This is a genomic window from Flavobacteriales bacterium (assembly GCA_016716605.1).
GTDB lineage: Bacteria > Bacteroidota > Bacteroidia > Flavobacteriales_F > PHOS-HE28 > PHOS-HE28.
Map to the genome: position 1 here is coordinate 977,571 of JADJWA010000001.1, position 23,303 is coordinate 1,000,873.

Sequence of the window (23,303 nt, forward strand, 5' to 3'; positions counted from 1 at the left end):
CCGCGGCGGGCTTGCCCGCCGCGCGGCATCCGGCGCTTATAACTAGACGAGATTCAGGCGCTTGGCCAGGTCGTCCTTGTAGCTGCCGCCAATAGGGATCACCTTCTTGTCGTTCTCGAGGATCAGGTTCGGCTGCTCGATGGCGGTGATCTTGTCGACGCGAACGATGAAGCTGCGGTGCACGCGCAGGAATTCGTTCTCCGGGAGCTTGGCCTCGATGTCCTTCATGGTGCTGTGCACGGTATAACGCGTGTTCAGCAGGTTTATCACCACATAGTCCTTCAGCGCCTCCACGAAATAGATATCCTTGGTGTTGAGCTTCACCAAGCGGCTGTTGCTCTTCACGAAGAGGATGTCCTTGTTGCTGTCCTTGTTCTCCACGAGCGCGTAGAGCATGTCGCGCTCCTTGAGCACCTCGGTCTCCTTCTTGTGCTTGTACAGGGCCATCTCGATCGACGTATGGATGTCGATCTCCTTGAAGGGCTTGATGATGTACCCGTACGGCTGGGTCACCTTCGCCTTGGCCAAGGTGCTCTCATCGGCGTAGGCCGTGAGGAAGATCACCGGTATGTTGGCCTCCTTGCGGATGGCCTCGGCCGCATCGATCCCGCTCATCTCGCCCTTGAGCATGATGTCCATGAGGATGATGTCCGGCACATGCTCCTTGGCCAGGGCCACAGCCTGTTCGCCCGTGCTGGCCGCGCCCACCACGTGGTAGCCCAGCTTCTTCAAGCTATGCTGGATGTCCTTGCTCACGATGCTCTCGTCCTCAACGACCAGTACGTTCGTCTGCGCCATGTGCTTGGTGATTGACCCGTTCAAAAGTAAGTAAATAGCTCACCCCGGCTTGGGCTGCGCGCTCCATGCGCCCATCGAGCTGCTCGGTGAGCAAGGCGATGAGCTCGAGGCCTAGGCCGCCATCACGTTCCTCTGAGAAACCGGCGGGCAATCCGGGTCCGTCGTCACCTGCTTCGATGCGCACCTGTTCGCCCTGCATGCGCAGCGCCACGCGTATCCTGCCCGAGCGATCATCGGCGAAAGCGTGCTTGAGGGAATTGCTGACAATCTCGTTGAGGATGAGCCCGCATGGCATGGCCTGGTCGATGCTGATGTGCACAGGCTCCAGATCGAGGTCGAGCGAAACGCGGCCGGTTGTGCTGTAGCTGAGCAGGAGGTTGCGCGCAAGCCCCTCGATATAATCGGCCAGGTCGATGCTGCTGAATTGCTTGTTCTGGTAAAGCCGCTCGTGGATCAAGGCCATGCTCCGAACACGGTCGCGGCTGTGGTGCAGCATCTCACGCACTTTCGGGTCCAGGCCATCGCGCTCACCCTGCAGTTTGGTGATGCTGCTGATCACCTGCAGGTTATTCTTCACGCGGTGATGGACCTCCTTGAGCAGGACCTCCTTCTCCGAGAGGCTGACCTCCAGGGCGCGTTGCGCCTCTTTGCGGTCCGTGATCCCATAGGCAAGGCAGGAGACCTCGGCAACCTCGCCATCCACGATGATCGGGTTGAGGAAATTCTCCACCAAGGCCGGCTCGCCGCTCAGGTCCACGAGCTCCACCTCGAATTGCTGGGGCCTCCCGCGCATCGCAGCGGCGTATCGCGCCAACAGCTGCTTCGCGGAGCCATTGCTCACGCGTGGCGCCATGCGCTCGGCGAAGTCATCGCCTAACTCAAGGCGTATCCCGTGGATCTCCTGGATGCTGTGCTGGAAATGGGCATTGAACGAGGTGATCCGCATTCCCCGGTCCAAGGTCCAGATCATCATGTTCGCCGAACTCTCGAAGATGGCTTTGAGCCGCGCGGCTTGCTCGCGCACCAGATCCTCTGCCCGCTTCTGCTCAGTGATCTCGTGCCCGATGGCGAATACTTCGCTCACAGACCCCTCCGGACCGAACACGGGGCTGAGGAAGACCTCGGCGCACACCCTCTTCCCTTGCGTGTCATTCCGGTCGGTCTCGAACCGGAGCGGCTCGCCGGCGAGGGCTTCCCGGTACCTGGACTCCCAGAAAAGGCTGTCTTCCTCGCTGGCGAACTCGGGGCCGGTACCGGCCCGACCGATGCTCGCTTCCGGCCGGATACCATAGAGCCGGTTGATCATGTCCGAATAGCCCTGGTTGAAGGAGGAGAGCCGCAGGTCTCGATCAACGGACCAGAACATGTGCTCACTGCTCTCGAATAGCGCGCGCAGCTTCGCCTCATGTCCCTCGATGGCCGCGCGCGCGGCCACCTCTCCAGTGATGTCGCGGAAGATGCTTCGCGTGCCCTCCGGCCTGCCCTCAAGTACGCGTATGTTGGTGGTCCCTTCGGAGATCACCTTGCTTCCATCCTTCGAGCGAAAGGTTACCCGCACGGTGCCGATGTCCTCACCCTGCATGATCCGCTCGAACAACGCCCTGCAATGCTCAAGGGCCTCCGGATGCAGCACGTCCCAGATCGTGATGCGCTGCAGGTCCTCCTCGGTGTATCCGAGTTTGGTGCGCCAAGCGTTGTTCACGTAGAGGAAGCGGCCATCGGGGCCCACGCTTTGGATCAGATCGGTGGCGTTCTCGAATAGGTCGCGGTAGCGCTCTTCGCTGGCGAGCAGGGCCTCTTGGTCCTGCTTCATGCGCGTGATGTCGCGCGATACGCCCATGGCGCCGATCAGGCATCCTTCCTCATCGAACAGGCGCGAGGCGGCAAGGAAAGAGATGAAGGTGTTCCCGAACTTGTCCACGTTTCGCACTTCGCCGGCATAGGCGCCGTACCGATCGAGTTCCTGCTGCACACGCAGGTACTCGTCCGGATCGGCATAGAGCAGCTGCGTATCAAGGCCAATAACCTCACTCGCCTCGTACCCGAATCGGATGCTGGCAGCCGGGTTGTACTCGGTGACCTTTCCCTCCTTGTCGGCGGCCATGATCATGTCTAGCGAACTGTCGATGAGGCTTCGGGCGAACCGCTTCGATCGGCGCAGCTCTTCCTGTGTGCGCCGATGCTCATCGATCTGCTCGCGCAGCGCATCATTCACTTCTTGCGCGATTTGAAGCTGCACGCGATCTCGAATGGCACGTTCGCGCGAGGCCTGGTCGTGAATCGTGACCTGGATGGCCGGGCTTCCATCGAAAACGGTGCTGTTGGCCACAAGCAGCAGCTGCATGGCTGGGCTCGAGGCCGGCCGGGCCATGAACTCCATCTCTTGGCCATGCTCCGCGCTGCTCAAGACCTGATCAAGCGCTTCCGGGGATTCAATCAGAAATGCCGCCGCGAATGGCAGGCCAACCGGATCGTGGCCAAGCAACCTCAGTGCTGCGGCGTTTGCGTATCGGACGTTGCGATGACGTACCAGCAGCAATCCGTCATTCATCCGTTCCACGAGATTCCGATAGCTGGCGGTGGCCACGCGCTGAGCCTCCTGGGCCTGTTTCAATGGTGTGATGTCCATGAGCATGCCGAGCACCGTGGCTTCTCCGCCGGACGAGTCCACTAAATAGACATTCTCCAGCGCATGCACCTCGGCACCCGACCTGTGCCGCAGGCGGATCTCATAATTGACCAGCCTCCCACGCTCTTTCAACCTGCGCAGGTATTCCAAACGGTCATCATCGGTGAAGTAGAGCGACCGTGCATTCACCTCCATCAATTCGCGCTTGTCCGCATAACCGAGCATATGCGCCAACGCGTCATTGCACTCAAGGAATCGGCCATCCAGCGTGGTGCGGAAGATGCCAGCAAGGTTCCCGTCGAGCAGGTCGTTGTAACGCTTCCGGAGATCGGCGATATCGCCCGGCTCGGAGCGGTCCTTCATTGCTTTCTTGCTTGCTCCTGCCGGCATCACTGCTGCAATGCTCCAGGCTCATAAGGCGGTGGCACTCGCTCGCCATCGATCCGGATCTCAGCTCCATCCTTGTAACGCACGACCATCACCACGTTGCCGTTCTCATCATAGTGCGTGAACTCGCCTTGTGCGAGCCCGCCGCTGAAGCGCCCATCTGAACGCAGCCTTCCATTCGGCCAGTACCAGCGGTGCTTGCCATCCGGTTCGCCGTTCTGGAAAGAGCCGGAGAAGTAGCGTTTCCCATCGCCGTAGGTGTATGTCCATGGCCCATCCTTCAAACCGTCCTTGTAGCCTCCTTCTTCCCTGTGGTCACCCAGCAAATACAGCCATCGGCCTTCGCGGCGGCCATCGATGTATTCGCCTTGTGTGATCACATGGCCCTCCTCATCGTATTCGGCTGAAGCGCCATCCTCCCTTCCCCTTCGATAATTCTCCTGTCTATGCACCTGGCCATTCTCATGGTACCAGACCCAGGGCCCATTGGGCAATCCGTTCTGGAATTTTCCGCGCTGCTCCACTTTCCCGCTCCGATGATAGAATGACCACTCACCCTCCTTCTTTCCATCCATGTAGCTGCCTTCCGCCCGCTTCTCACCGGTGGTGAAGTACTCCACCCAATTCCCTTCGAGCATACCGATCTCATTCACCATGCCCTCGCTGATCAACTCATCGCCCCGGTAGATCCTCGCACCGGTAATCACGCCTTTCGGATCGTACTCCTTGAACAATCCCTCTCGCTTCCCGGATTTCGAGTAGCTCCCCAAGGTGGATACCCTCCCATTCGGATGGAAAGTGCGCTTGATCTCCACCGTGAGTTTATCGGCTGCTCCCGAATCCATCACCCCAGCATCGTATTTAGACAGGTCCTTCAGGTTGCCCAATGCATCATACTCCTTGAAGATGCCCTGCCGTTTATCATCCACAAAGCTCCCTTCCCAACGGACGCGCCCATTCGCGTGGAACTCTTTCCATGGCCCTTGCTTCAAGCCTGCCTTATCAAGCCGATTGATTTCCTCCCGCCGCCGAAGCATGCCAGCGCCATAGTACAGCACTGCCGTCACCCTGCCATCCCCAGCGTACTCGAGCCCCCTTCCATCTTCCTTCCCATTCACGTAAGGGACTTCCTTCACCCTATTTCTGGACGCATCGTAGTAGATCCCCAAGCCCTCCCGCAAATCATCCTTGTACGGCAGCTCAACTAGCACTGCGCCAGTGGTATCGAACTGACGCATCAACCCGTTCTTCTTGTCATCCTTGTAAGCAATCTCTGTTTCCATTCGTCCTTTACCGTCATAAAACCGCCACAGGCTGTCGAGCTTACCAGCCATTCGACCACCTTCAGAACGAAGCGCTCCATTGTCGTGGAAATTTCGCCACCAGCCTTCCGGCTTCCCATTCACGATTCGCCCCTCGCTGCTCACCTGACCGTTCTGGTGGAAGTACTGAACCAAGCTGTCCTGCCCAAGGATAGCATTCAGCGCACACATCAATGCAATGAGCATGAGCAAGCGGGCATTCATAATCATTCTCTTTAAAGGATTGATGTTGATATAGTATGTCTGGTTGGATCTGTTCGCATCTGGATGGCCGCTTGGTTGCTTCTTCGGGTTATCAAAAGTAATTCACTGTCGGGCCACGATCGGTTGCCACCGTAGTCCGATCATTTGACCCTGGATGTCAAGGGTGCAAATAGGTGCATTAACGATCGTGCATGGGACTTGATTAGGGGGAGGGTGGATAACTTGCGGCTTATGGAAAGGCATTCCATTGTTGAGCAACGGTTGAGAAACACGGGGATGATTAACATGGTACCGGCCATGAGTCACCAGAAATTGACAGGATCGTGGAATACCGAAACTTACCAGCGTATATCAACAGGAAATATGGAAGATGAACATGCGACTTGTTGATACCTGCTTATTCGACACTACGGGTATATTCGCGGCATGCGAAAGTGCCTGTCAATCGGCAGCGATCATGCTGGGTTCGGGTTGAAGGGAATCCTGGCGAACCATATTGGTGAAGCAGGTTGGGAGGTCCATGACTTGGGAACGCATTCGGAGAACAGCATGGATTATCCGGACCCGGCACATGCTGTCGCGCGGGCCGTGGCCTCCCGGGAATCAGATTTCGGAATCCTTATATGCGGAAGCGGGAATGGAGTGAGCATGGCGGCGAATCGGCATCCCGGCGTGCGATGCGCCTTGGCTTGGAATCCTGAGATTGCAGAGCTCGGGCGCTTGCACAACAACGCAAACGTGCTTGCCATACCTGCTCGTTTCGTTTCGGCACCTATCGCGTTAGCCATGGTCGATGCTTTCTTGCGGACAGGCTTCGAAGGGGGCAGGCATCAACGACGCATAGAGAAGATTGAAACGATTTGATTGCATGAGGCTGAATCATTTGACGCTGATTATCGGCCTGATCAGCTGCGCTGCGCATGCACGCGGGCAAGCTGATTCGATAATGCACCATTTCGCCGCGGCAATCGATCAGCGCGAGCTACGGATGCACCTGGAAGTACTCGCCTCCGATTCCTTCATGGGAAGGGACACCGGCAAGGAAGGGCAAAAGATGGCAGCGGCTTACCTCCGTGATAGGTTCAGGGGCTTCGGCGTTCCCCCGTTGTCGTGCGTTGGGGTAGAGAAAGGCTTCTATCAACCTTATGAGCTAATCGAGTCGAGCAGGGGATCGATCTCCTTGCGCTCGGCGCGCTCCGTGCTGAGTTGGCCGGGCGAGCTGCTTTATTTCTCGGAGGAACTTGAGAGTGACCTCGTGGCTGACCAACTCATTGGCATGAAGCCGGGGAGAACAGTTGAACTAGCCACGAACCCGCGCGCGGTCGTCGTGCTCGATGCGCGGGATTCTGACGAAGGACTTGCGGGGATGCGTGGAGCCCGCGCTGGCTTGGAGGCTGTGAATAAAGCAGGGTACCAGGCCGCACTGGTGGTGGTGCGTGAGGACACAAAGGAGTTGCTCAGCGGCTTCGTGCATGCCGGCGCGACCAGCATGCGCTTGCTGTATGCAGATGAAGAAAAGGATGGCAACGGCTCAAGCATGCAGGTGTGCTACCTTACGGAGGAGGGCTTGCAGCGCTTGGTTGGTAGGCGAGGTGCCGCCAAACTACTCAAGAGGCAACATGGCAATGCGCTTACCGCAGCAATCTCCTTCAAGCGAGATAGGCACGAGGCCCGAATTCAAGCCGAGAATGTGCTCGCTTACATTGAAGGCTCGGAAATGAAGGATGAACTCATCGTCATCACTGCGCACTATGACCACATCGGCGTGGAGGATGGAATTGTCTTCAACGGCGCCGATGACGATGGGAGCGGAACGGTTGCCCTGATCGAGATCGCTCAGGCCTTCATGCTGGCTAAAGCCGCTGGGCATGGCCCGAAGCGGAGCGTCCTGGTGATGCCCGTGAGCGGTGAGGAGCGGGGACTTCTTGGGTCGCGCTATTACAGCGACCACCCGGTTTTCCCCTTGGAACAGACTGTGGCTAACCTGAACATCGACATGATTGGCCGCGTGGACAGCGCCCACGCGGCTTCAGGCCCATACGTGTACATCATTGGCAGCGACAAGCTGAGCACCGAATTGCACAGGGAGAATGAATTGGCCAATGGCGACAGGCTTGAACTGGACTACACCTTCAATGCTGCGGATGACCCGAACCGATTCTATTACCGCAGCGACCACTACAATTTCGCACGGAAAGGAATCCCATGCATCTTCTATTTCAGCGGCGTCCACGAGGATTATCATCGACCGGGCGACGACGTTGAGAAAATCAGGTTCGACTTGCTCGAATCTCGCGCAAGGCTAGTTTTCTGTACGGCTTGGAGGCTGGCGAACCGCGTGCAGCGTATCCGGGTTGATAAGCCTTAAGCTTCACGTCTCCTCGACCATACGCCGAAGGAACTCGTCGAGGTCCTTCCGGTATGAATCGTAATGTGGTCCGGTTCCTGGGCCGTAGAAACCAGTGCGTATGCGCATAATGGTTCCATCTCTTGCAATGAAGAGGCAGGTCGGGTAGCTGATCAGGCGCTTGAGAAAAGGCAGCTTCTCGCCAGCCTCTTCCTTAGAGGCCGACCCACCATATAGGATGGGGTAAGGAACGCTAAGCGATTTGGCGTAGCGCCGCAAAGCGTCCAATGCCCTTTTTTGGTCTGAGTGCTTCTCGAAGGCGACCGCCATGATGCGAAGGCCATGTGGGCTGTACTTCTCATGCATCTCGCGCAAGAGCAATGTCTCGTCCATGCAGTTGGGGCACCAGCTGCCCATGATGTGAATTAAGAGCGGATGGTTGGAGAAATCCGGGTCGTCGGGCGAACGCTCAACGCCGTCGAGGTCGGGGAATCGGAAGGCCACACGGTCGAATCCATCTTGCAGGAAGGTGAGCGAATCCGGATTGCGTAAGCGATAGGAGCTGTTGCGCACCGCAATCCAAGGCTCTTGCCAATGCGTTCCGCTCCAGAATCGACCGATCAACGAGTCGTTCCTTAGGCAGGCGGCGAAGAGGAAAGCATGGGAACCATCGAAGCATGATAGGTGCATGGAGTCCGAGGATGAGGAGCCGGCCAAGAACCTGTAGTCGCCCGTCTCCGTCATGAATGTGCCCGTAATGGAACCATCAGGATAAGCGTCGAAGCGCCCAACGGCGTTGTAAGCCTCGGGAGAATTGGGGCTGAACCAGGTTTGCCAAATTCCTGCGAAGCGCTCCGCTGAGCCGGGGGCCTGAGCGGCGAATCGAGGACGCGGACCATGAACAGCCGAGAAGGGGATTTTATAGGCCGACCCCCTTGTGTAATTGCGCCAGAATCCGCCTATCAGACTGTCGCCATGCAATCGGCCAAGGAACTCCGAATCGAACAAGGGCATTCGCAGGAAGAATGAGTCGCGTTCGATTCGCAGCTCACTCACATCAAGCGATTCTTCACCGTTCCGGATGACCGCATGATAGCCGCCAGACGAATCCTGCTTGATAAGCCAAGAGAACGGAAGCGACTCGCCATTCAAATCAAGCTCAACGCGCCACTCCCCTGCTCGCATGGCAGGAGTCTCAGAATCACAACCGGCTAAGGCAAGCACCAAGAAGCCAAGGACAATCCGGGTTTTCAAGGCGCCGAAGGTAGATGGCCGCACCAAACCAAGCCAGTCGCGCTATAGGTCAAACTTAATTCCTTGAGCAAGAGGCAGCGTGCGACCGTAGTTGATGGTGTTGGTCTGTCTGCGCATGTAAGCTTTCCAAGCATCGCTTCCGCTCTCCCTCCCCCCGCCGGTTTCTTTCTCACCGCCGAAGGCCCCCCCAATCTCGGCTCCACTCGTTCCAATGTTCACATTCGCAATACCGCAATCGCTACCCGACGCACTGAGGAATCGCTCGGCCTCGCGAAGGTCCAATGTCATGATGGCGCTGCTGAGCCCCTGCCTGACACCATTCTGAATCGCAATGGCTTCATGAATGTCTCCAGAATATCGGAGGAGGTAGAGAATGGGCGCAAAGGTCTCCTCTTGAACAATTGGCATGTCCGGAGTGGCCTCGAATATGGCTGGTTGAACGTAGCAACCGCTCTCGTATCCGGGGCCCGCAAGGACTTTTCCATCGACTAGTGCGCGAGCGCCCTGCGACCTGGCCGAATCAAGCGCGCTCAGGTAGTTCTCAACCGAATCATGGTCGATCAATGGCCCAACATGGTTGGACTCGTCTAACGGATTACCTACGCGAAGCTGCTTATACGCACCGGATAGGCGCTTGCAGAAAGCATCGTATACGCGGTCGTGGATGATCAGTCGCCGCGTGCTGGTGCAACGCTGTCCGGCGGTTCCAACGGCACCGAACAAGCAGCCGACAACAGACATGTCAAGGTCGGCCTTGTCGCTGATGATGATCGCGTTGTTGCCCCCCAGCTCCAAGAGCGCACGACCGAGCCTTTTCCCCACCATGGCACCCACCGCTTTTCCCATTCGGGTGCTTCCGGTGGCGCTCACCATCGGCAGCCGTTCATCCGCGCTGAGCCACTCCCCCGCTTCCCGCACCCCGTTCACCACGCAACTCACCCCTTCGGGCACACCGTTCCGCTTGAACACGCGTGCGGCGATCAGTTGGCAAGCGACGCTGCAGAGCGGGGTCTTCTCACTGGGCTTCCAAATGGTAACGTTACCGCATACCCAGGCCAAAGCGGCATTCCAACTCCACACGGCCACAGGGAAGTTGAATGCCGTGATTACGCCAACGACACCCAAGGGGTGCCACTGCTCATACATGCGGTGTTCGGGCCGCTCGCTGTGCATAGTGAGGCCATGCAGCTGCCGGCTCAAGCCCACAGCGAAATCGCAGATATCAATCATCTCCTGTACCTCACCAAGTCCCTCCTGGTAGCTTTTACCCATCTCGTAGCTCACCAGTTTGCCCAGCTGCGCTTTGTTCGCCCGCAGCTCATCGCCGAGCTGGCGCACCACTTCACCGCGCTTCGGAGCAGGCCATTCGCGCCAGGACAAGAAGGCGCGCTGTGCTTGCTGAACGACAGTGTCATACTCGGACCGGCCGGCGCCGCGAACTTTGCCGATGGGTTGCCCGTCGACCGGACTGAAGCTTGTAAGTGATTGGCCTTCGCCAGGGAGCCAATTGTAGCCAGTTGAGACGCCGCTGTTCTCGAATTCCAGACCCAAGTCGCCCATGATTGCACGAGCGGGTGAGTTATCGATGGTGGGGGTGGTCATAGGTCGATTTTGAAGGGCGCGAATGTACCACCGTACAGCAGCCCTAGCCAAGGCGAATCAATCCAACGTCTGCACGCTATAGGGATGCGCGCAAGTCTCTGATAAACAATTAGATATGAAGAAATTTAGTCGTATTCAGATAAACATGCGTGCTCATGGGCTAGACCTCAATCCGTATACCTGGAATAGAGTAGTGAACCCGTCATGGCTTCCGGGCAAACAGCAGTGAACTTGAAGCTGACCCGTTGAACAACCAAGCTTTCAGGTTCGAGTAGCTTCCTATGGTAATGGCCATCAGCCAAGCGGCAACCGTGGAGCGCCCCTTGGCCCTCTCGCTAAGAAGAGAGATGTAATAGGCATCGAGCCACATGCGCCTTTCAGAGGAAATCGTTAAGCCGCATGATTCTACAAGGCGCCTTATGTCTTGTTTGCGAAAGTGCCATAAGTGTCGAGGAACATCCCAGGCAGCCCAGTACGCGCCATAGAATTCGGCGTCAGCGCTTTCTCGGTCAGGAACGGCAATGACAAGGAGGCCACCTGATTCAAGGCAATTGCAAAGCGCCGAGAGCGTTGCTCTCGGATCGTGCAAGTGCTCAAGGACGTGCCAGAGTGTGATGACGCGAAAACTTGATTCACTTGGCAGTTCCTCGAGGGAGGCGAGGGTGGTCAGACCCCGAAGGGCAGCCTGCTCACGTGCTCGCTGACTGGGCTCGACACCGAGAACCCGATAGCCCAAATGGTGCATGTGGTCAAGAAAATCCCCCGAACCACAGCCGAAGTCGAGCAAATTGCCGTCAGAGGCAAATGCACGAATCATCCGGTTTTTGAGCACTAACGAGAATCGCCGGGCGATGCGATATAGAAGGGCCAATGCACCTGGACCCTCGGCATTGTGGGAGAGATATTCCAGTGAGCTGTAGTAACGGCCGATGGAGATTGGGGTTGGTCGTGGATTAGTGAACCGGATTCCACAGGATGCGCAATCGACAAGAGTGAACCATTCTTTGGAGTGCTGAGAATCCGGAATCCTGAGCGCCTCAGTTAAGTCGCTGCAGTTGCAGATAGGACAAGAAGTAAGTGTTTCCATGAAGAATTGTTCCACGTGGAACCTATCGGCCTAGATAAACCAAGAGCACGCCAATATCAGACGGCGATACCCCGCTTATCCTTGAAGCCTGTCCAATGGTTTTCGGCTTTATCATCTCGAGTTTTTCTCTTGCCTCAAACGATAGGGAGGAGAGCTGGTGAAAGCTGAAGTCCTCCCCAATCGCAAGGTTCTCGAGCTGGGACATCTTATCCGCCAGTTGGCGCTCTTTTAGAATATAGCCGCTGTATTTGGCTTCAACCTCTACCTGCTCGAGCACTTCTGCCTGCAATTCGTCGAAGCCTGCTGCCCGATTCGTAAGTTCTCTAGAGTGGGTGAGTATTTGTTCCAGGCTGATTTGCGGCCTTAGCAGCAAATCGTAGCATCTGGTTCGCTGTTTCACCGCTGCCGTTCCACGTGGAACAAGGAGCTCATTGGCCACATCTGGTGCCAGACTTTCCGATTGAAGCGCGCGCTTCATCTCATCGGCCAGCCGAGACTTCCGTTCAACGCGGCGCATGCGGTCATTGCTTGCTAAACCAATGGCGTGCGCACCAGGGGTGAGCCGGGCATCGGCATTGTCTTGCCGAAGCAAGATTCGGAATTCGGCTCTGCTGGTGAACATCCGGTAGGGTTCGTCCGTGCCCTTGGTAACCAGGTCATCAATTAGAACCCCGATGTACGCCTCATCGCGGCGGAGGATGTAAGGGGGGAGTTCGCGCAGCTTCAGATGGGCGTTTATTCCAGCAATCAGCCCTTGGCAGGCCGCCTCCTCGTACCCTGTAGTCCCATTGATTTGACCTGCGAAGTACAAACCATGGATGCGCTTCGTCTCCAAGGTGTGATGCAGCTGAGTGGGCGGGAAGAAGTCGTACTCAACGGCATAGCCAGGTCTGAAGATGCGCGCGTTGGTGAAGCCTTTGACTTTCCGGAGCGCTGCGATCTGAACGTCCTCAGGCAAGCTCGTGCTGAATCCATTGATGTAAGTCTCAACCGTATCCCATCCTTCCGGCTCGACGAAGATTTGGTGGCTGTCCTTTTCTGAGAAGCGGTTGATCTTATCTTCAATGCTCGGACAATATCGCGGCCCGGTCCCAAGAATGCGACCCGCGAACATGGGACTGCGATTGAACCCCGTGCGCAGGATATCATGCACCTCCTCACTTGTTTGCGTCACCCAGCAACTCAACTGTTTCTCCAGCCTCTTGGTTGAGGGATCGAAGCTGAACTTATTGGGGTCTGCATCACCTGGCTGTTCCTCCATCACGGAATAATCGATGCTGCGCCCATCAACCCGCGGCGGGGTTCCGGTCTTCATTCGACCCGCGCGGAACCCAAGATCGACCAACTGCTCGGTGATGCCGTGGCTGGCTTTTTCGCCCGAGCGCCCTCCGCCGAATCGCTTCTCGCCCACGTGCATGACCCCATTCATGAATGTGCCGCTGGTGAGCACAACCGCAGCCGCGTGAATGGTGGCGCCCATGCCCGTAATCACCCCGGAAACTCGGGCGGGGTCGTTTCCCCTGATGTCTAATCCAATTACGGAGTCCTGTAGAAAATGCACATTCGGAATTTGCTCCAAGGCCTTGCGCCACTCCCAGGCAAAGCGCATCCGGTCGTTCTGTGTCCTTGGGCTCCACATGGCCGGACCTTTGCTACGATTGAGCATGCGGAACTGAACAGCGCTCTTGTCGCTGATTACCCCACTATACCCTCCGATAGCATCTATCTCTCTGATAATCTGCCCCTTAGCTATTCCGCCCATTGCAGGGTTGCAGCTCATTTGGCCAATGACCCCCATGTTCATCGTAACCAGTAGCACACGCGAACCCAAATTGGCGGCGGCGGCGGCGGCTTCACACCCTGCGTGACCCGCACCCACCACGATGATATCGTAATCCACCTGCAGCATGATGGGCAAAGTAACGGACGTACATCAGGCCATGAACGCTTAAGAGGCAACCACATGGCGCGTCACCCGCGTCATAACGAAGCCCCCCCAAGGGAAAAAACACCGAACTTCACCGCCCCAACCAACCGAAACATGAAGCATTTCATTGCCACAATGGCCTTGGTCCTCACCGCCGTTTGCGTGCAGGCACAGAAAGAAGGCTCATCAACCGCATCCAACCAGGCTTATTCCTCCGAAGCCGTGGCGAGCCAGAGCGCCGGACTAAAGGAGTCTTACGGGTTGCTTAGCCGGGAGTTGGCGCACCTGGGGCGCGAGATTGGCCCGGATGCGAATGCCGCCACATCGGAGCAGAAGAACATGAAGGCTCGGATTGAGCGGGCGCTCGAGCAGCTTGAGAGCCTGTTGGGCACGGTGAATGATCCTTCGATGGCCGATCAATGGACCGAGGTATTGGCGAAGTCCGAAATGGTGCGCAACAACGCTACTGCGATCCTAGATGAGCGCAAAGCGAAGCGCTGAACGAGCCCAAGCGGCTCAATAGACCTTGAGGTAAGCATCTTCGAGCGCGCTCATTGCAGCGCGCTCGTCCTTTTTCTTGTCATGGTGGCCGAGAAGATGTAGCAACCCGTGGACCATGACGCGCCGCAGTTCGTGGGAGATCGGCACGCCATAGTGCAAGGCATTCTCACGGACGCGGTCCAGGCTGATCAAGACATCGCCCGCAATTCCGGAACCGGCCTGCAGGTCGAAGGTGATCACATCCGTAAGATCACGATGCTTGAGGTACCGCTGATTGAACCCATGCAGGGCGGCGTCGGAAAGCAGGACGAAATTGAGCTCATCGATTCGTGAACCATGCTCGGCAGCAACGCGCTCTAACCAAGCTCGGAGCCGCTTTCGATCGCCGAACGCATTCGGCACCTCGCGCGCCAGGAATGCGATGTGGCCCATCCGAAACTAATCCGCTTTCGGAGCCAGTTCGAACGCCAGCGCGACGGTGGCTCCGTGGTCCGTGAATTCCACTTGATCAGCCAACGCACGCATAAGATACACGCCGCGGCCGTGGGGCTTTTCCAGGTTCTGGGGGTCGGTGGGGTCGGGCAGGTTGGTATGATCGAACCCGGGTCCCTGGTCCGAGACCACGAATACCAACCGGCCCTCCTGTGCCTCATAGCCAAGGCCTACTAGCTTAGAGGAATCGAGGCCATTGCCATGGTGGATGGCATTGTTCACGGCCTCGGTGAGCGCGATCAGGATGTTCCCGTAAAGGCTCTCATGCACCCGGTGCCGAGAGCAAGCATCATCGATTAATTTCTCCGCCAAAGCGATGTTCTCTGCTTTCGCAGGGAACTCGATTCGTTCGGTGAAGGCGAGGGCTTCGGTGAGTGCGGGCATGCTGTTCAGGGTCGGTCAAAAGTACCGAAATACGCATTCACGCGATCACGGTAGTAAGGCTTCAGGCCGGGCGGTACGGTTCGGAGGAGCTCGGCTTCACGCGCTTTCCGGCGCTGATGGTCGAATGCACGCTGCGGATCGGCCGGAGGGGACTCACGGCCCTCGTTGCTGGTCCTTTTCTGATCAAGCTCGCGCTCCCGTTCGGCTTTCTCGTGCTCGAGCAAGCGCACCATCAGATCCTGTTGCCGTCGCAGCGTCTCGGGGGTGATGTTCCTGTTCACGATGTCCTTTTCCTGCTGCTCCATCTGCTGGGCCAGCTTGTTGATTTCATTCCCTGCACCGCTTCCGTCCTGGTTGAGCTCCTGGGCGAGCCGCTGCATCTCCTTGCGGATGGCCGCTTGTTGCGCCGCGAGGCTGGCCAGCTGCTGGCTCATGCCTTGTTGGCCCATGGTTCCCTTGCCCCGTTGCTCGCCGGGCTTCTTGCCTTGCTCCATCGCTTTGCGCATCTCCTCCAATTGCTTCTGCAGGGCTTGCTGCTGCGCACGCGCCTTTGCCATGCTTGGCTTGCCGTTGCCTTGGCCGCCCGCCTTCTTCCCCGGTTTGTTGCAGCTGCCTCCGCCGGGCTTGCTCTGGGCATTCATTTGCTGCATCATCTGCTGCAACGCCTCATCCAAGAGCAGGGCGAGATTGTTCAACGAGGTCATCGAGCGCTGCTGCTTCTCTGCCGCCGCCGGCTTGAAGCGCTCATTGGCTCGCGCTTCGCCGATTAGCCGTCGCGCCTCATCCATGTTATCGTTCACGGCGTTCATCTCGCGGTTCACCGTGCTCTGGATCTGAGGCACGCGCTTGCTCAGGGCGAATAGCGAATCCTCAATCACCTTGGCATCGTCCCGGAGCTTTCGCTGCGCCCGTCCGTGCGCCACCCAACGCGGATCCCGCGTGCTCGTGGCGGACAACTCGCCCATGAGCGATTCCTGGCTGAAGCTCAGGTGCACGATGTTCTCCAGGATCTGGCGCAGCGCATCCATGTCCTCCTCCTCTTGCTGTTGCGCGCCGCCCTGCATGGCATTCTCCATCTGGTAGGCCAGCTGCTCCATCTTCTCAGCCGCTCCTTTCTGATCCGAGGCCGCTTTCTGGTTCTGCTTGCGCTGAAGCTCTTCTGAGCTTTGCTGCTGCTGGTCTTGTACCTCCTGTTCGAGCGCATCGGTGTCCGGTATCGACATGGGCTCCTCGAGTTGCTCGTTTTTCTCCGAGAGCCGGTCCATTTCCTTGCGGAGTTCCTGGAATTCCTCGTTCAGCTTGTCCTGTTCTTGCTTCAGGTCCTCGTTCGGGCGTGCGCCTTCGCGTGTTTCTTCGCCCAGCTTCTCTTGTTTCTCAGCGAGCCTTTTGATCTCATCGGCGATCTCTTCGGCCTTCTGTTCCACCTCCATGCGCTTGAAGAGCTCCAATGCGCGATCGAGTTCCTTCTCGACATCCTCCTGGCCGAGCTTCATCTCGCGCAACTGCTCCTGAAGCTGTTCCTTGTCGATGTTCTGCATGAGCTCTTCGACCTTGCGATAGAGCTCCTTCATCTCTTCGCTCAAGACGTTCTCGAATAGTTCTTGTAGACGCTCTTGTTTCTCGAGCAGCCGCTCGTCAAGCGGGTTGAATTCGCGGTTCTCCCGTTGGCTCAAGCGCATCTGCTCCACGGAACGGTCAATGCGCTCCTCGAGCTTTTTCTGTCGATCAAGCAATTGCTCCATGCGCTGCTTATCCTGCCAATCCAGCTCTTTCTTCTCCAACAGGTTGCGGCGCAGCTTGTCCAGCTCTTCCTGAAGGGCCCGCGCCTCTTTGATGTTCTCCTGCAAAAGGCCCTTGCTAGCCTCGCTGCGGGCCTCCTGCCGCTCCGAGAGCTCCTTCAGGCTGGGCGCGGCGAATACCTGCACAGGGGTGCGGGTGCTCTTGCTCCCATTCACGCCGTCGTTGTCCCAGACCTCGAACCAGTATTCCAGGCGGTCTCCGGGGGCCAGCTTGATGTCATACAGGTCCCACGTATGGAAGAAGGACTGGCGCGTGCTGCGCGGGTCGGTCACGAGTTGTTGCGCGGCTTGACGTTGTTCGGGAGGCACGCTGTCGCCTCCATTTGCGAAACGGTAATGGAAGAGGAGCTTGCGAATGCCGTGGTCGTCACCGGCCTCTCCATTGAAGTATAAGCGGCGCAGGGCCGTGGAGTCTTCCGAGGAACGGACATTGATGGTCGGATACTGATCGGGCACCACCTCGATGCGATGTCGCATGGACCCGGCGCCCGCGCGGCCCTGCAGCGATGGGCGCAGCGAGTAAGTTCCGCTCTGCATCATCCGGCGGGTCGCGCTAAAGAACAGTCGCCCTTCGCTGCCCGGCATCGGGACCGCGCGTACGGCAGAATCCTCGAAGGCCAGTTCCAATGCATCGCTGCTCCTAGCCTCTGCCAACCACGTGATGCGCGTGCCCGCAGGAATCGTCAGGTCGCCCGCAGAGTTCTCCTCTACGTCCTCAAGGCCGAGGTAGTCCGGGAAGTCAAGGGATGCGTTGAGGCGCATGACCAGCGGCGCAGGGATTGCATCCAGCGCGTATTCTGCGCTCTTGAAGCCATCGGCTGAGAAGCGGAAGGCGACCCGGCCCTGCACGTTACGCAGGCGGTGGGTGAATTCACCGGCTGATTGCCGAACAAGCGGAACGGAAGCGTCGCCGATCTCGATTTCTGCGCGCACCGGGAGCGGGTCGCCGACCAGGCCCAGCCGGATCTCGAAATCCTGGTCCTCGGCCACGGAGAGCGAGTCGTTGAGCAGCACGAAACGGAAGGGAGCTTCGGGGAGGAATTCGGTGCCATGCTTGATCAGGCGTCGCGTTGGGCCGGTGATCAAGCTGGGGGCCGCGAACAGCAACACGAGCAGGACCGCGAGCGGCGGGGCGGCATAACGCAAGTACCGGCGGTTCTTTCCGAGGTCGATTGCGCGCACGAAGGGAACGGGTCGCAGTTCCCGGCTTCGCTGCGCAATGGCGGCTTCGATGAGTTCGCGCTGAAGCGGTTCGTTTGCGGCGAGGCCTTTCAGTTGCAGTGTGTTCAGGAGCTTGTCGCGCACTTCGCCGAAGTGGTCACCAACGATGCGAGCGGCCTGCTCATGGGAGATCACCGGCCCAAGCCGGAAGAGCCTCACCAATGGGACCACGACAAAGCGCACGAGTATGGCGCCCATGCACAAGACGAAGCCCCAGAATAGCACAGTGCGGGTGCCGGTGCCGAAGCGGCCCAGATGCTCGAGCAATGCGGCGGCCAGGAACAATGTGACCAGAACGCCGATTGCGTAGATCGAGCCTCGTATCAGCAAGTCCTTGTAGTACTTGCGGATGAAGCGGTCGAGCTTCTCGATCAGAAGGTCGTAATCGCCGGGCATCGGGTTAGGGCGGAGCGCGAGGAGGTGGGCCGCGCAGTGCAGCAAAGCTAACCCCATGGGCAGGGGTTTGCCCGTGCGGCCGGGGTCAATGAATCACGGCCCGTCGGGTCAGCACCTGATCATCATCGAGGACCCGGATGGTATAAGTGCCTGGCGGCAGGTTCAGCGCAAGGGCCGCACGAAGCCGGCCCTGATTGGCCATGGCTTGTTCGGCATGGGCCAACCGGCCGGAGAGGTCCAGGACCTCGATGCGCACGCGCGGCTTCCGCAACCCTTCGGCCACCACGTTCAGCAGGCCATTGCTCGGCACCGGGAAAACCTCCATGCGGGCCGAAGCGGCCTCGGCTTCGGTCAGGCCCGTGGTGTCCCAGAGGAAGGTGAGCGAGATGATGCATCCGTTGCCCGCGTCAACGGTTACGCCATAGAGCCCGTCGCCTTGCAAGAAGACGAAGGGGCTGTTGCTTCCGATTGCAGCACCATTGAATGTCCAAGCATAGCTGAGGTAGCCACTCGGCACGAAGACGATGTTGCCGTTCTGCGCGATGCTGAATACCGGGCACACCACGATGGCATTGCTCGTATCGGAGCAGCCGAAACCATTGTAGCCGATTACCTGCCAAGCGCCCGGGCCGCTCGGCAGCAGGCAGGGGCCGACTTCATCGGGCACGGGCTGCCCATCGAGCAGCCAGGCATAGGTGCCAAGGCTCTGGTCGCTCGCGCACAACTCACCGGTGACATCATTCTCTTCAAGCACCACCTCTGGCAGCGGGTACACCACCACGAAGGCGGTGTCATTGTACACCTGCTGCGGCTCATTGGTGATCTCCATGCTTCCTGTGGTGCCGCCGGCCACATTGATGAAGTAGGTGCCCTCGCCCGTGATGGCAAGGTTGTACGTCCCCAATAAATCATCGCCGCTCACCACATCTTCATCATAGAAGGAGATGGAATAGGGTGGATTGTCGAGCAAAAGGCCCAGGCTCGTCCACAATCCGGTGGACACATCGGTGAACGCGCTGGAAGTGTATGTGCCGCCGCCGGCATTGGTCAGCACGAAATAGGGGTCAGGCGTACCGGTGCATCCAATAAGGGGCAGATTGGGCTCTTCGACATCGCCGCACCAATTGCCATTCACGCCTGTGAGCGTGACGGTTTGCAGCACAAAGCCGCCTATCGTGGTCTGCAGGGTCACTTGGTAGGTCCCATCAGGCGAGAACACCTGCGCCGGAGGCGCGGCCAAGGTGCTGGTGCTTCCATTGCCGAAGTCCCAGGCATAAGCGGTAGGCGAGGGGTTGCCATCGATGAGTGCTTGGAATGTAGCCTCAACGGAGCCGCAGCCGGAGGTGGGCGCGTAAGTGAAGCTCGTGTTCCCGCCGGTTCCGGGCAATACAATAAGCGTGATGGGGAAACTCGTGGGAACATCCAAGGTGATGCCGCTGGCCGTGACTTGGGCAACAACGCTCACGGTGATGGGGAACTCGCCAGCGCCGAATGGGGTGCCGCAGATGCGGGCGCAACCGAACTCATTGTCTTGCGGGTAGTACACGCCGCCGGGCGAATTGGGGGTGAAGTCCAGGCCAAAGGGAAGGCCCGAAACGCCGGTGACGGTGAGCTGAAGCAGGGTCACATCGAATCCGGAGCCCGGATCGGTGAAGGCGGCAGGCATCCAGAAGGTGAAATCGGCCTCGTAATAAACACCAACCGTTGCATCGGGCGCGGCCTCAGGACAGAGCGTGGGGAAAGCGGGGCTCACGGTGCAATTCAAATCGGGCGTGCAGCCCGGACATTGCGCTTTAGCCGAGGCCACCAGCACAAGGAAGGCGAGCAACAAAAAGGAGCGCGTAGCGTGACACATGATCTTGGGTTTGGCGTTGCGAAGGCAATGTAACGGAAAGCGATTCTCGGCGACTTCTCGGTCACGATCGCATGCGCGAGGCGAGGTAGTATCGGAGCCTGCCGATGGACCATCCTCCCGAGAGGCGCGCATGCAGCCTGGCCAAGCGCGCATCGCGGTCAGCGAGAAGGCAGAACACATGCTCCAATTCGGCATGGATGCGACCCTCGAACACATCGGGGCTGAAGGTGCAGGCCTTCCGGTTGAAGGCCAGGAGCCGATCGGCCCACGCGTTGAGCGCCCCCACCTCTTGCGCGCTAGTCGGGGCTTCGATGCGCCGGAGGAGCGTTAAATGCGCGCGGATCTCCGGGTCATTGGCCGCGATGCCGAAAAAGCGGAGGGCCTCGCGCGCGATGCGCCCTGCATCGGTCAAGCGATCGCGTCCGTGCCGAAAGTTGTTCGGCCCGATGCGGTAGTGCGTGAGCGCATCGGGAAGGCTGGCAACCTTCGTGACACCAGCAACACGCAACAGGAATAGGTAATCCATACCAGGCCCATCCCAATCCTCTGGGCACCGCAACCGGTGTTCGTCCAGTACAGACCGACGGAACATGGCCGAGCCATAGAGCAAGGGGTCTTCGAACAACAACAAGCCGCGCGCGGTGTCGTCGTCGTCAGGCCATCGCACGACGCGATGACGCTCGCCGATCAACTGCGCCGCCGTGCCGCAAGCGCCTATTCGGGGATGCGCCTCCATGAACGCGAGCTGGCGTGCCAGCCGCTCTGGGTGCATGGCATCATCGGCGTCGAGGATGGCGATGAAATCCCCGCGCGCCGCATCGAAGCCCCGGTTCGCATTGCGGGCGCGACCCGTATTCACCGCATGGCACACCAGTCGGATGCGTTCGTCCTCGAAGGCGCGGATGCGGTCGGGCCCATCATCGGTGCTGGCGTCATCCATCACGATCAACTCGAAGTCGGCGAACGAGCTGGAAAGCACGCTGCGCACCGCCTCTTCCACATAAGGCCCCTTGTTGTAAAGGGTCATCAGCACCGAGATGCGAGGCGAAGGCATGGCGGGCCGCGCTTCCGGATCCGGCGCCTAATGCGGTGCGAGCATCAGACGCACGGTGCTCGACGTTCCATCGACTTCCACGCGCACCAGATAGTAGCCGGCACCAAGATGCGCGAGGTCGAGCACGGCGCCCTTCTCGCCCAGCTGAGCGCGCCGCTCAGCATGCACCACGCGACCGCCGGGATCAAGCACGGTGATATCGGCTATTCCGCCAACAGAGGCGATCAGCGTCACCGCGCCGGAAGAAGGAACCGGATGCAACTGGAGGCGAAGGCCCGTGTCGACCTCGTTGATCCCAACACCCGAAAGGAGCAGTTGAGCAGAGCCGCTGCAGCCTTCGACGGTGGTTCCCAATAGGCTCCAAAGTCCATTGCTCGCAGGTACGCAAGGACCGGTTTGGCCCTCAACGAGCAGCCCGTCGAGGGACCAGGCATAGGTTCCCAGTGACTGATCGGTTGCGCAGACGGTTCCAGTGACCTCATCGTAAGCGAGCGTGAATACCGGGTTGCCGAGCACATGAACCGTATCAGAATACGTTGTGATGAGCACCGTTTGCACCTCAACCTGTCGAGTGCCGTTGGTGCCCCCTTGGCTGAACGATGCGCTGCCTGTTGCCGAAGTGATGATGAAGTTGCCCAGCAGGTCGTCATCGCTCAGTTCATCCTGATCATAGATGCGCAGGGTGAAGGGCGGGAATCCGAGCGGAATGGATAGGTTGTTCCATGTCGTGCTCTGCACGTTATTCAAGGTGCTCGACCGCCAGATCGCCAGGCGCGAATCCTGGACGGTGAAGTACAGGTCGGGCTGGCCCACGCAACCGACAATGGGCAGGTTGGGTTCATCCAGATCGCCGCACCAACTATTGGACACCCCGCTGACCGAGACTTGCGTGAGCATCGGCACGGAGAAGGCGCGTTGAAGGCTAACCGGGTACTGTCCGCCCTCGGTGTAGGTCTGCTCTGGCGGGGCGCTTCCGCTGAAGCTGGTTCCGTTGCCGAAGTCCCAGGTGAAGGTGGTTGTCATGCCCGCCGCACCGACGGCCTCGGAGAACGCAACGGTCATCGGCGCGCACAGCGAGTCGGGAGCGGAGGTGAAGTCCGCAACGGTGTCCTGAGGGGCGGGCAGCACCTGGATGGGAATGCCCAGGCTGTAGTTCTGGTTGATGGCGATGCCACCGACCGTTCCTTGCGCGACCGCCGTGAGCTGAATGGTATCGTTGCCCGCCACCATGGGAACGCCGCAGACCCGTACGCAACCGAAGGGATCGACCTGCGGGTAGTAGATGAGCGTTGGGCTGCTGGCCTCGTAGGTGAGCCCAAGCGGAACATTCTCCATGCTCACCAACGTGACCTCTTGCAGAACCACATTCAGCTGGGTGGTCGGCTCCGCGAATGAGGGCGGGATCCAGAAGGTCACGTCAAGATCATACGGAACCCCCACGGTGCCGATCGGGGTGATTGCCGGGCATACGGTAGGGAAGGGCGGATCAACCGTACAGGTGTCACTAATGGCGCAAGGCCCGCACTGGGACATGGCGCTTGCCGCAATGCAGCCTGCGCAGAAGCCGAACAGCGTTCGTTTCATGATGGGGCAAGGTAGCCGTGTTCGCCCAGATAAAGGCTGTTCGGCCGATACCGGTGGAACCAGGCGCTGCGCCGCACCGCCACGGATGCTAATTTCGCGCTCCCAACCAACCATGACGAACAAGCCATCCTTGGAGACAATCGATTTGATGGCCCAGCCATTGATCGACGAGCCCGATTCTCGGCAATTCATCCTTCGGGTAGGTGAGCACCGCGCCCGTATGGAGTACGACCGCGACGGGGACCGCATATTCCTCGGCACGCTCGATGTGCCGCGTCAGGTGGCTGAGCTCGGCGTGGGTGATGTGGTGCTGGAGAAAACCTTGATGTGGGTCGAAGAGAACCGGCTCAAGCTGATTCCCACCGCTCCGGCGATCAAGGCCTATCTCCGGAAGCATACCGCTTGGAAGCGCCTGCTGTTGAAAGGCGTACAGGTTTAGCCCCTTCGTTTCCCGCTTCTA

At 58.8% G+C, this 23,303-nt stretch carries 17 protein-coding genes; 4 read left to right on the forward strand and 13 right to left on the reverse strand.

Features of this window, described 5'->3' with window-relative positions; all coding sequences use genetic code 11:
* Positions 1-42 precede the first annotated feature (42 nt).
* Genes IPM12_03875 through IPM12_03885 form a run of 3 tightly spaced genes read right to left on the reverse strand, consistent with a single transcriptional unit; the run spans position 43 to position 5,340 of the window.
* Positions 43-798 (reverse strand): response regulator, encoded by a 756-nt coding sequence (locus IPM12_03875; GenBank protein MBK9146944.1) that lies wholly within the window; start codon positions 796-798, stop codon positions 43-45.
* On the reverse strand, positions 770-3,790 hold the full coding sequence (locus tag IPM12_03880; protein MBK9146945.1) for a PAS domain S-box protein: 3,021 nt from the start codon (positions 3,788-3,790) through the stop codon (positions 770-772). Before IPM12_03880 ends, IPM12_03875 begins: the two co-directional genes overlap by 29 nt.
* A gap of 26 nt (positions 3,791-3,816) precedes the next feature.
* Positions 3,817-5,340: a hypothetical protein gene (locus IPM12_03885; protein MBK9146946.1), complete on the reverse strand. Its 1,524-nt coding sequence runs from the start codon at positions 5,338-5,340 to the stop codon at positions 3,817-3,819.
* Between the two features lie 426 nt (positions 5,341-5,766).
* Here IPM12_03885 and rpiB point away from each other — a divergent pair, with 426 nt between their 5' ends.
* Positions 5,767-6,204: a ribose 5-phosphate isomerase B gene (gene rpiB / locus IPM12_03890; protein MBK9146947.1), complete on the forward strand. Its 438-nt coding sequence runs from the start codon at positions 5,767-5,769 to the stop codon at positions 6,202-6,204.
* Positions 6,205-6,208: 4 nt separating this feature from the next.
* On the forward strand, positions 6,209-7,708 hold the full coding sequence (locus IPM12_03895; protein MBK9146948.1) for a M28 family peptidase: 1,500 nt from the start codon (positions 6,209-6,211) through the stop codon (positions 7,706-7,708).
* 3 nt (positions 7,709-7,711) lie between these two features.
* Here the strand turns inward: IPM12_03895 and IPM12_03900 are convergent, their stop codons facing one another.
* From IPM12_03900 to mnmG, 4 genes are all read right to left on the reverse strand, one after another.
* On the reverse strand, positions 7,712-8,377 hold the full coding sequence (locus tag IPM12_03900; protein ID MBK9146949.1) for a TlpA family protein disulfide reductase: 666 nt from the start codon (positions 8,375-8,377) through the stop codon (positions 7,712-7,714).
* Between the two features lie 606 nt (positions 8,378-8,983).
* Positions 8,984-10,543, reverse strand: a complete 1,560-nt coding sequence (locus IPM12_03905) for an aldehyde dehydrogenase family protein (protein ID MBK9146950.1) — start codon at positions 10,541-10,543, stop codon at positions 8,984-8,986.
* A gap of 202 nt (positions 10,544-10,745) precedes the next feature.
* Complete coding sequence (locus tag IPM12_03910; protein ID MBK9146951.1) at positions 10,746-11,630, reverse strand: class I SAM-dependent methyltransferase; 885 nt, start codon at positions 11,628-11,630, stop codon at positions 10,746-10,748.
* A gap of 22 nt (positions 11,631-11,652) precedes the next feature.
* Complete coding sequence (mnmG, locus tag IPM12_03915; protein ID MBK9146952.1) at positions 11,653-13,539, reverse strand: tRNA uridine-5-carboxymethylaminomethyl(34) synthesis enzyme MnmG; 1,887 nt, start codon at positions 13,537-13,539, stop codon at positions 11,653-11,655.
* A gap of 132 nt (positions 13,540-13,671) precedes the next feature.
* Here mnmG and IPM12_03920 point away from each other — a divergent pair, with 132 nt between their 5' ends.
* The gene (locus IPM12_03920) at positions 13,672-14,058 is read left to right on the forward strand and encodes a hypothetical protein (GenBank protein ID MBK9146953.1); all 387 of its coding nucleotides are present in this window, start codon (positions 13,672-13,674) and stop codon (positions 14,056-14,058) included.
* 15 nt (positions 14,059-14,073) lie between these two features.
* Here the strand turns inward: IPM12_03920 and ybeY are convergent, their stop codons facing one another.
* The 6 genes from ybeY to IPM12_03950 form a co-directional block, all read right to left on the reverse strand.
* Complete coding sequence (gene ybeY, locus IPM12_03925) at positions 14,074-14,490, reverse strand: rRNA maturation RNase YbeY (GenBank protein MBK9146954.1); 417 nt, start codon at positions 14,488-14,490, stop codon at positions 14,074-14,076.
* Between the two features lie 6 nt (positions 14,491-14,496).
* Complete coding sequence (locus IPM12_03930; GenBank protein ID MBK9146955.1) at positions 14,497-14,895, reverse strand: ATP-binding protein; 399 nt, start codon at positions 14,893-14,895, stop codon at positions 14,497-14,499.
* Positions 14,896-14,939: 44 nt separating this feature from the next.
* Positions 14,940-18,350, reverse strand: coding sequence for a DUF4175 domain-containing protein (locus IPM12_03935; GenBank protein MBK9146956.1), 3,411 nt, complete (start codon positions 18,348-18,350; stop codon positions 14,940-14,942).
* 85 nt (positions 18,351-18,435) lie between these two features.
* A complete protein-coding gene (locus IPM12_03940; GenBank protein ID MBK9146957.1) occupies positions 18,436-20,178 on the reverse strand; it encodes a T9SS type A sorting domain-containing protein in 1,743 nt (580 codons plus the stop codon).
* An 88-nt stretch (positions 20,179-20,266) separates the two neighbouring features.
* The gene (locus tag IPM12_03945; GenBank protein ID MBK9146958.1) at positions 20,267-21,232 is read right to left on the reverse strand and encodes a glycosyltransferase family 2 protein; all 966 of its coding nucleotides are present in this window, start codon (positions 21,230-21,232) and stop codon (positions 20,267-20,269) included.
* Between the two features lie 54 nt (positions 21,233-21,286).
* Positions 21,287-22,843 carry a T9SS type A sorting domain-containing protein gene (locus tag IPM12_03950; protein ID MBK9146959.1) on the reverse strand — a complete coding sequence of 519 codons (1,557 nt, stop codon included), beginning with the start codon at positions 22,841-22,843 and terminating at the stop codon, positions 21,287-21,289.
* Positions 22,844-22,955: 112 nt separating this feature from the next.
* On the opposite strand from IPM12_03950, the gene IPM12_03955 reads away from it, so the two are divergent.
* Positions 22,956-23,282, forward strand: a complete 327-nt coding sequence (locus tag IPM12_03955; GenBank protein ID MBK9146960.1) for an N-acetyltransferase — start codon at positions 22,956-22,958, stop codon at positions 23,280-23,282.
* Positions 23,283-23,303 lie beyond the last annotated feature (21 nt).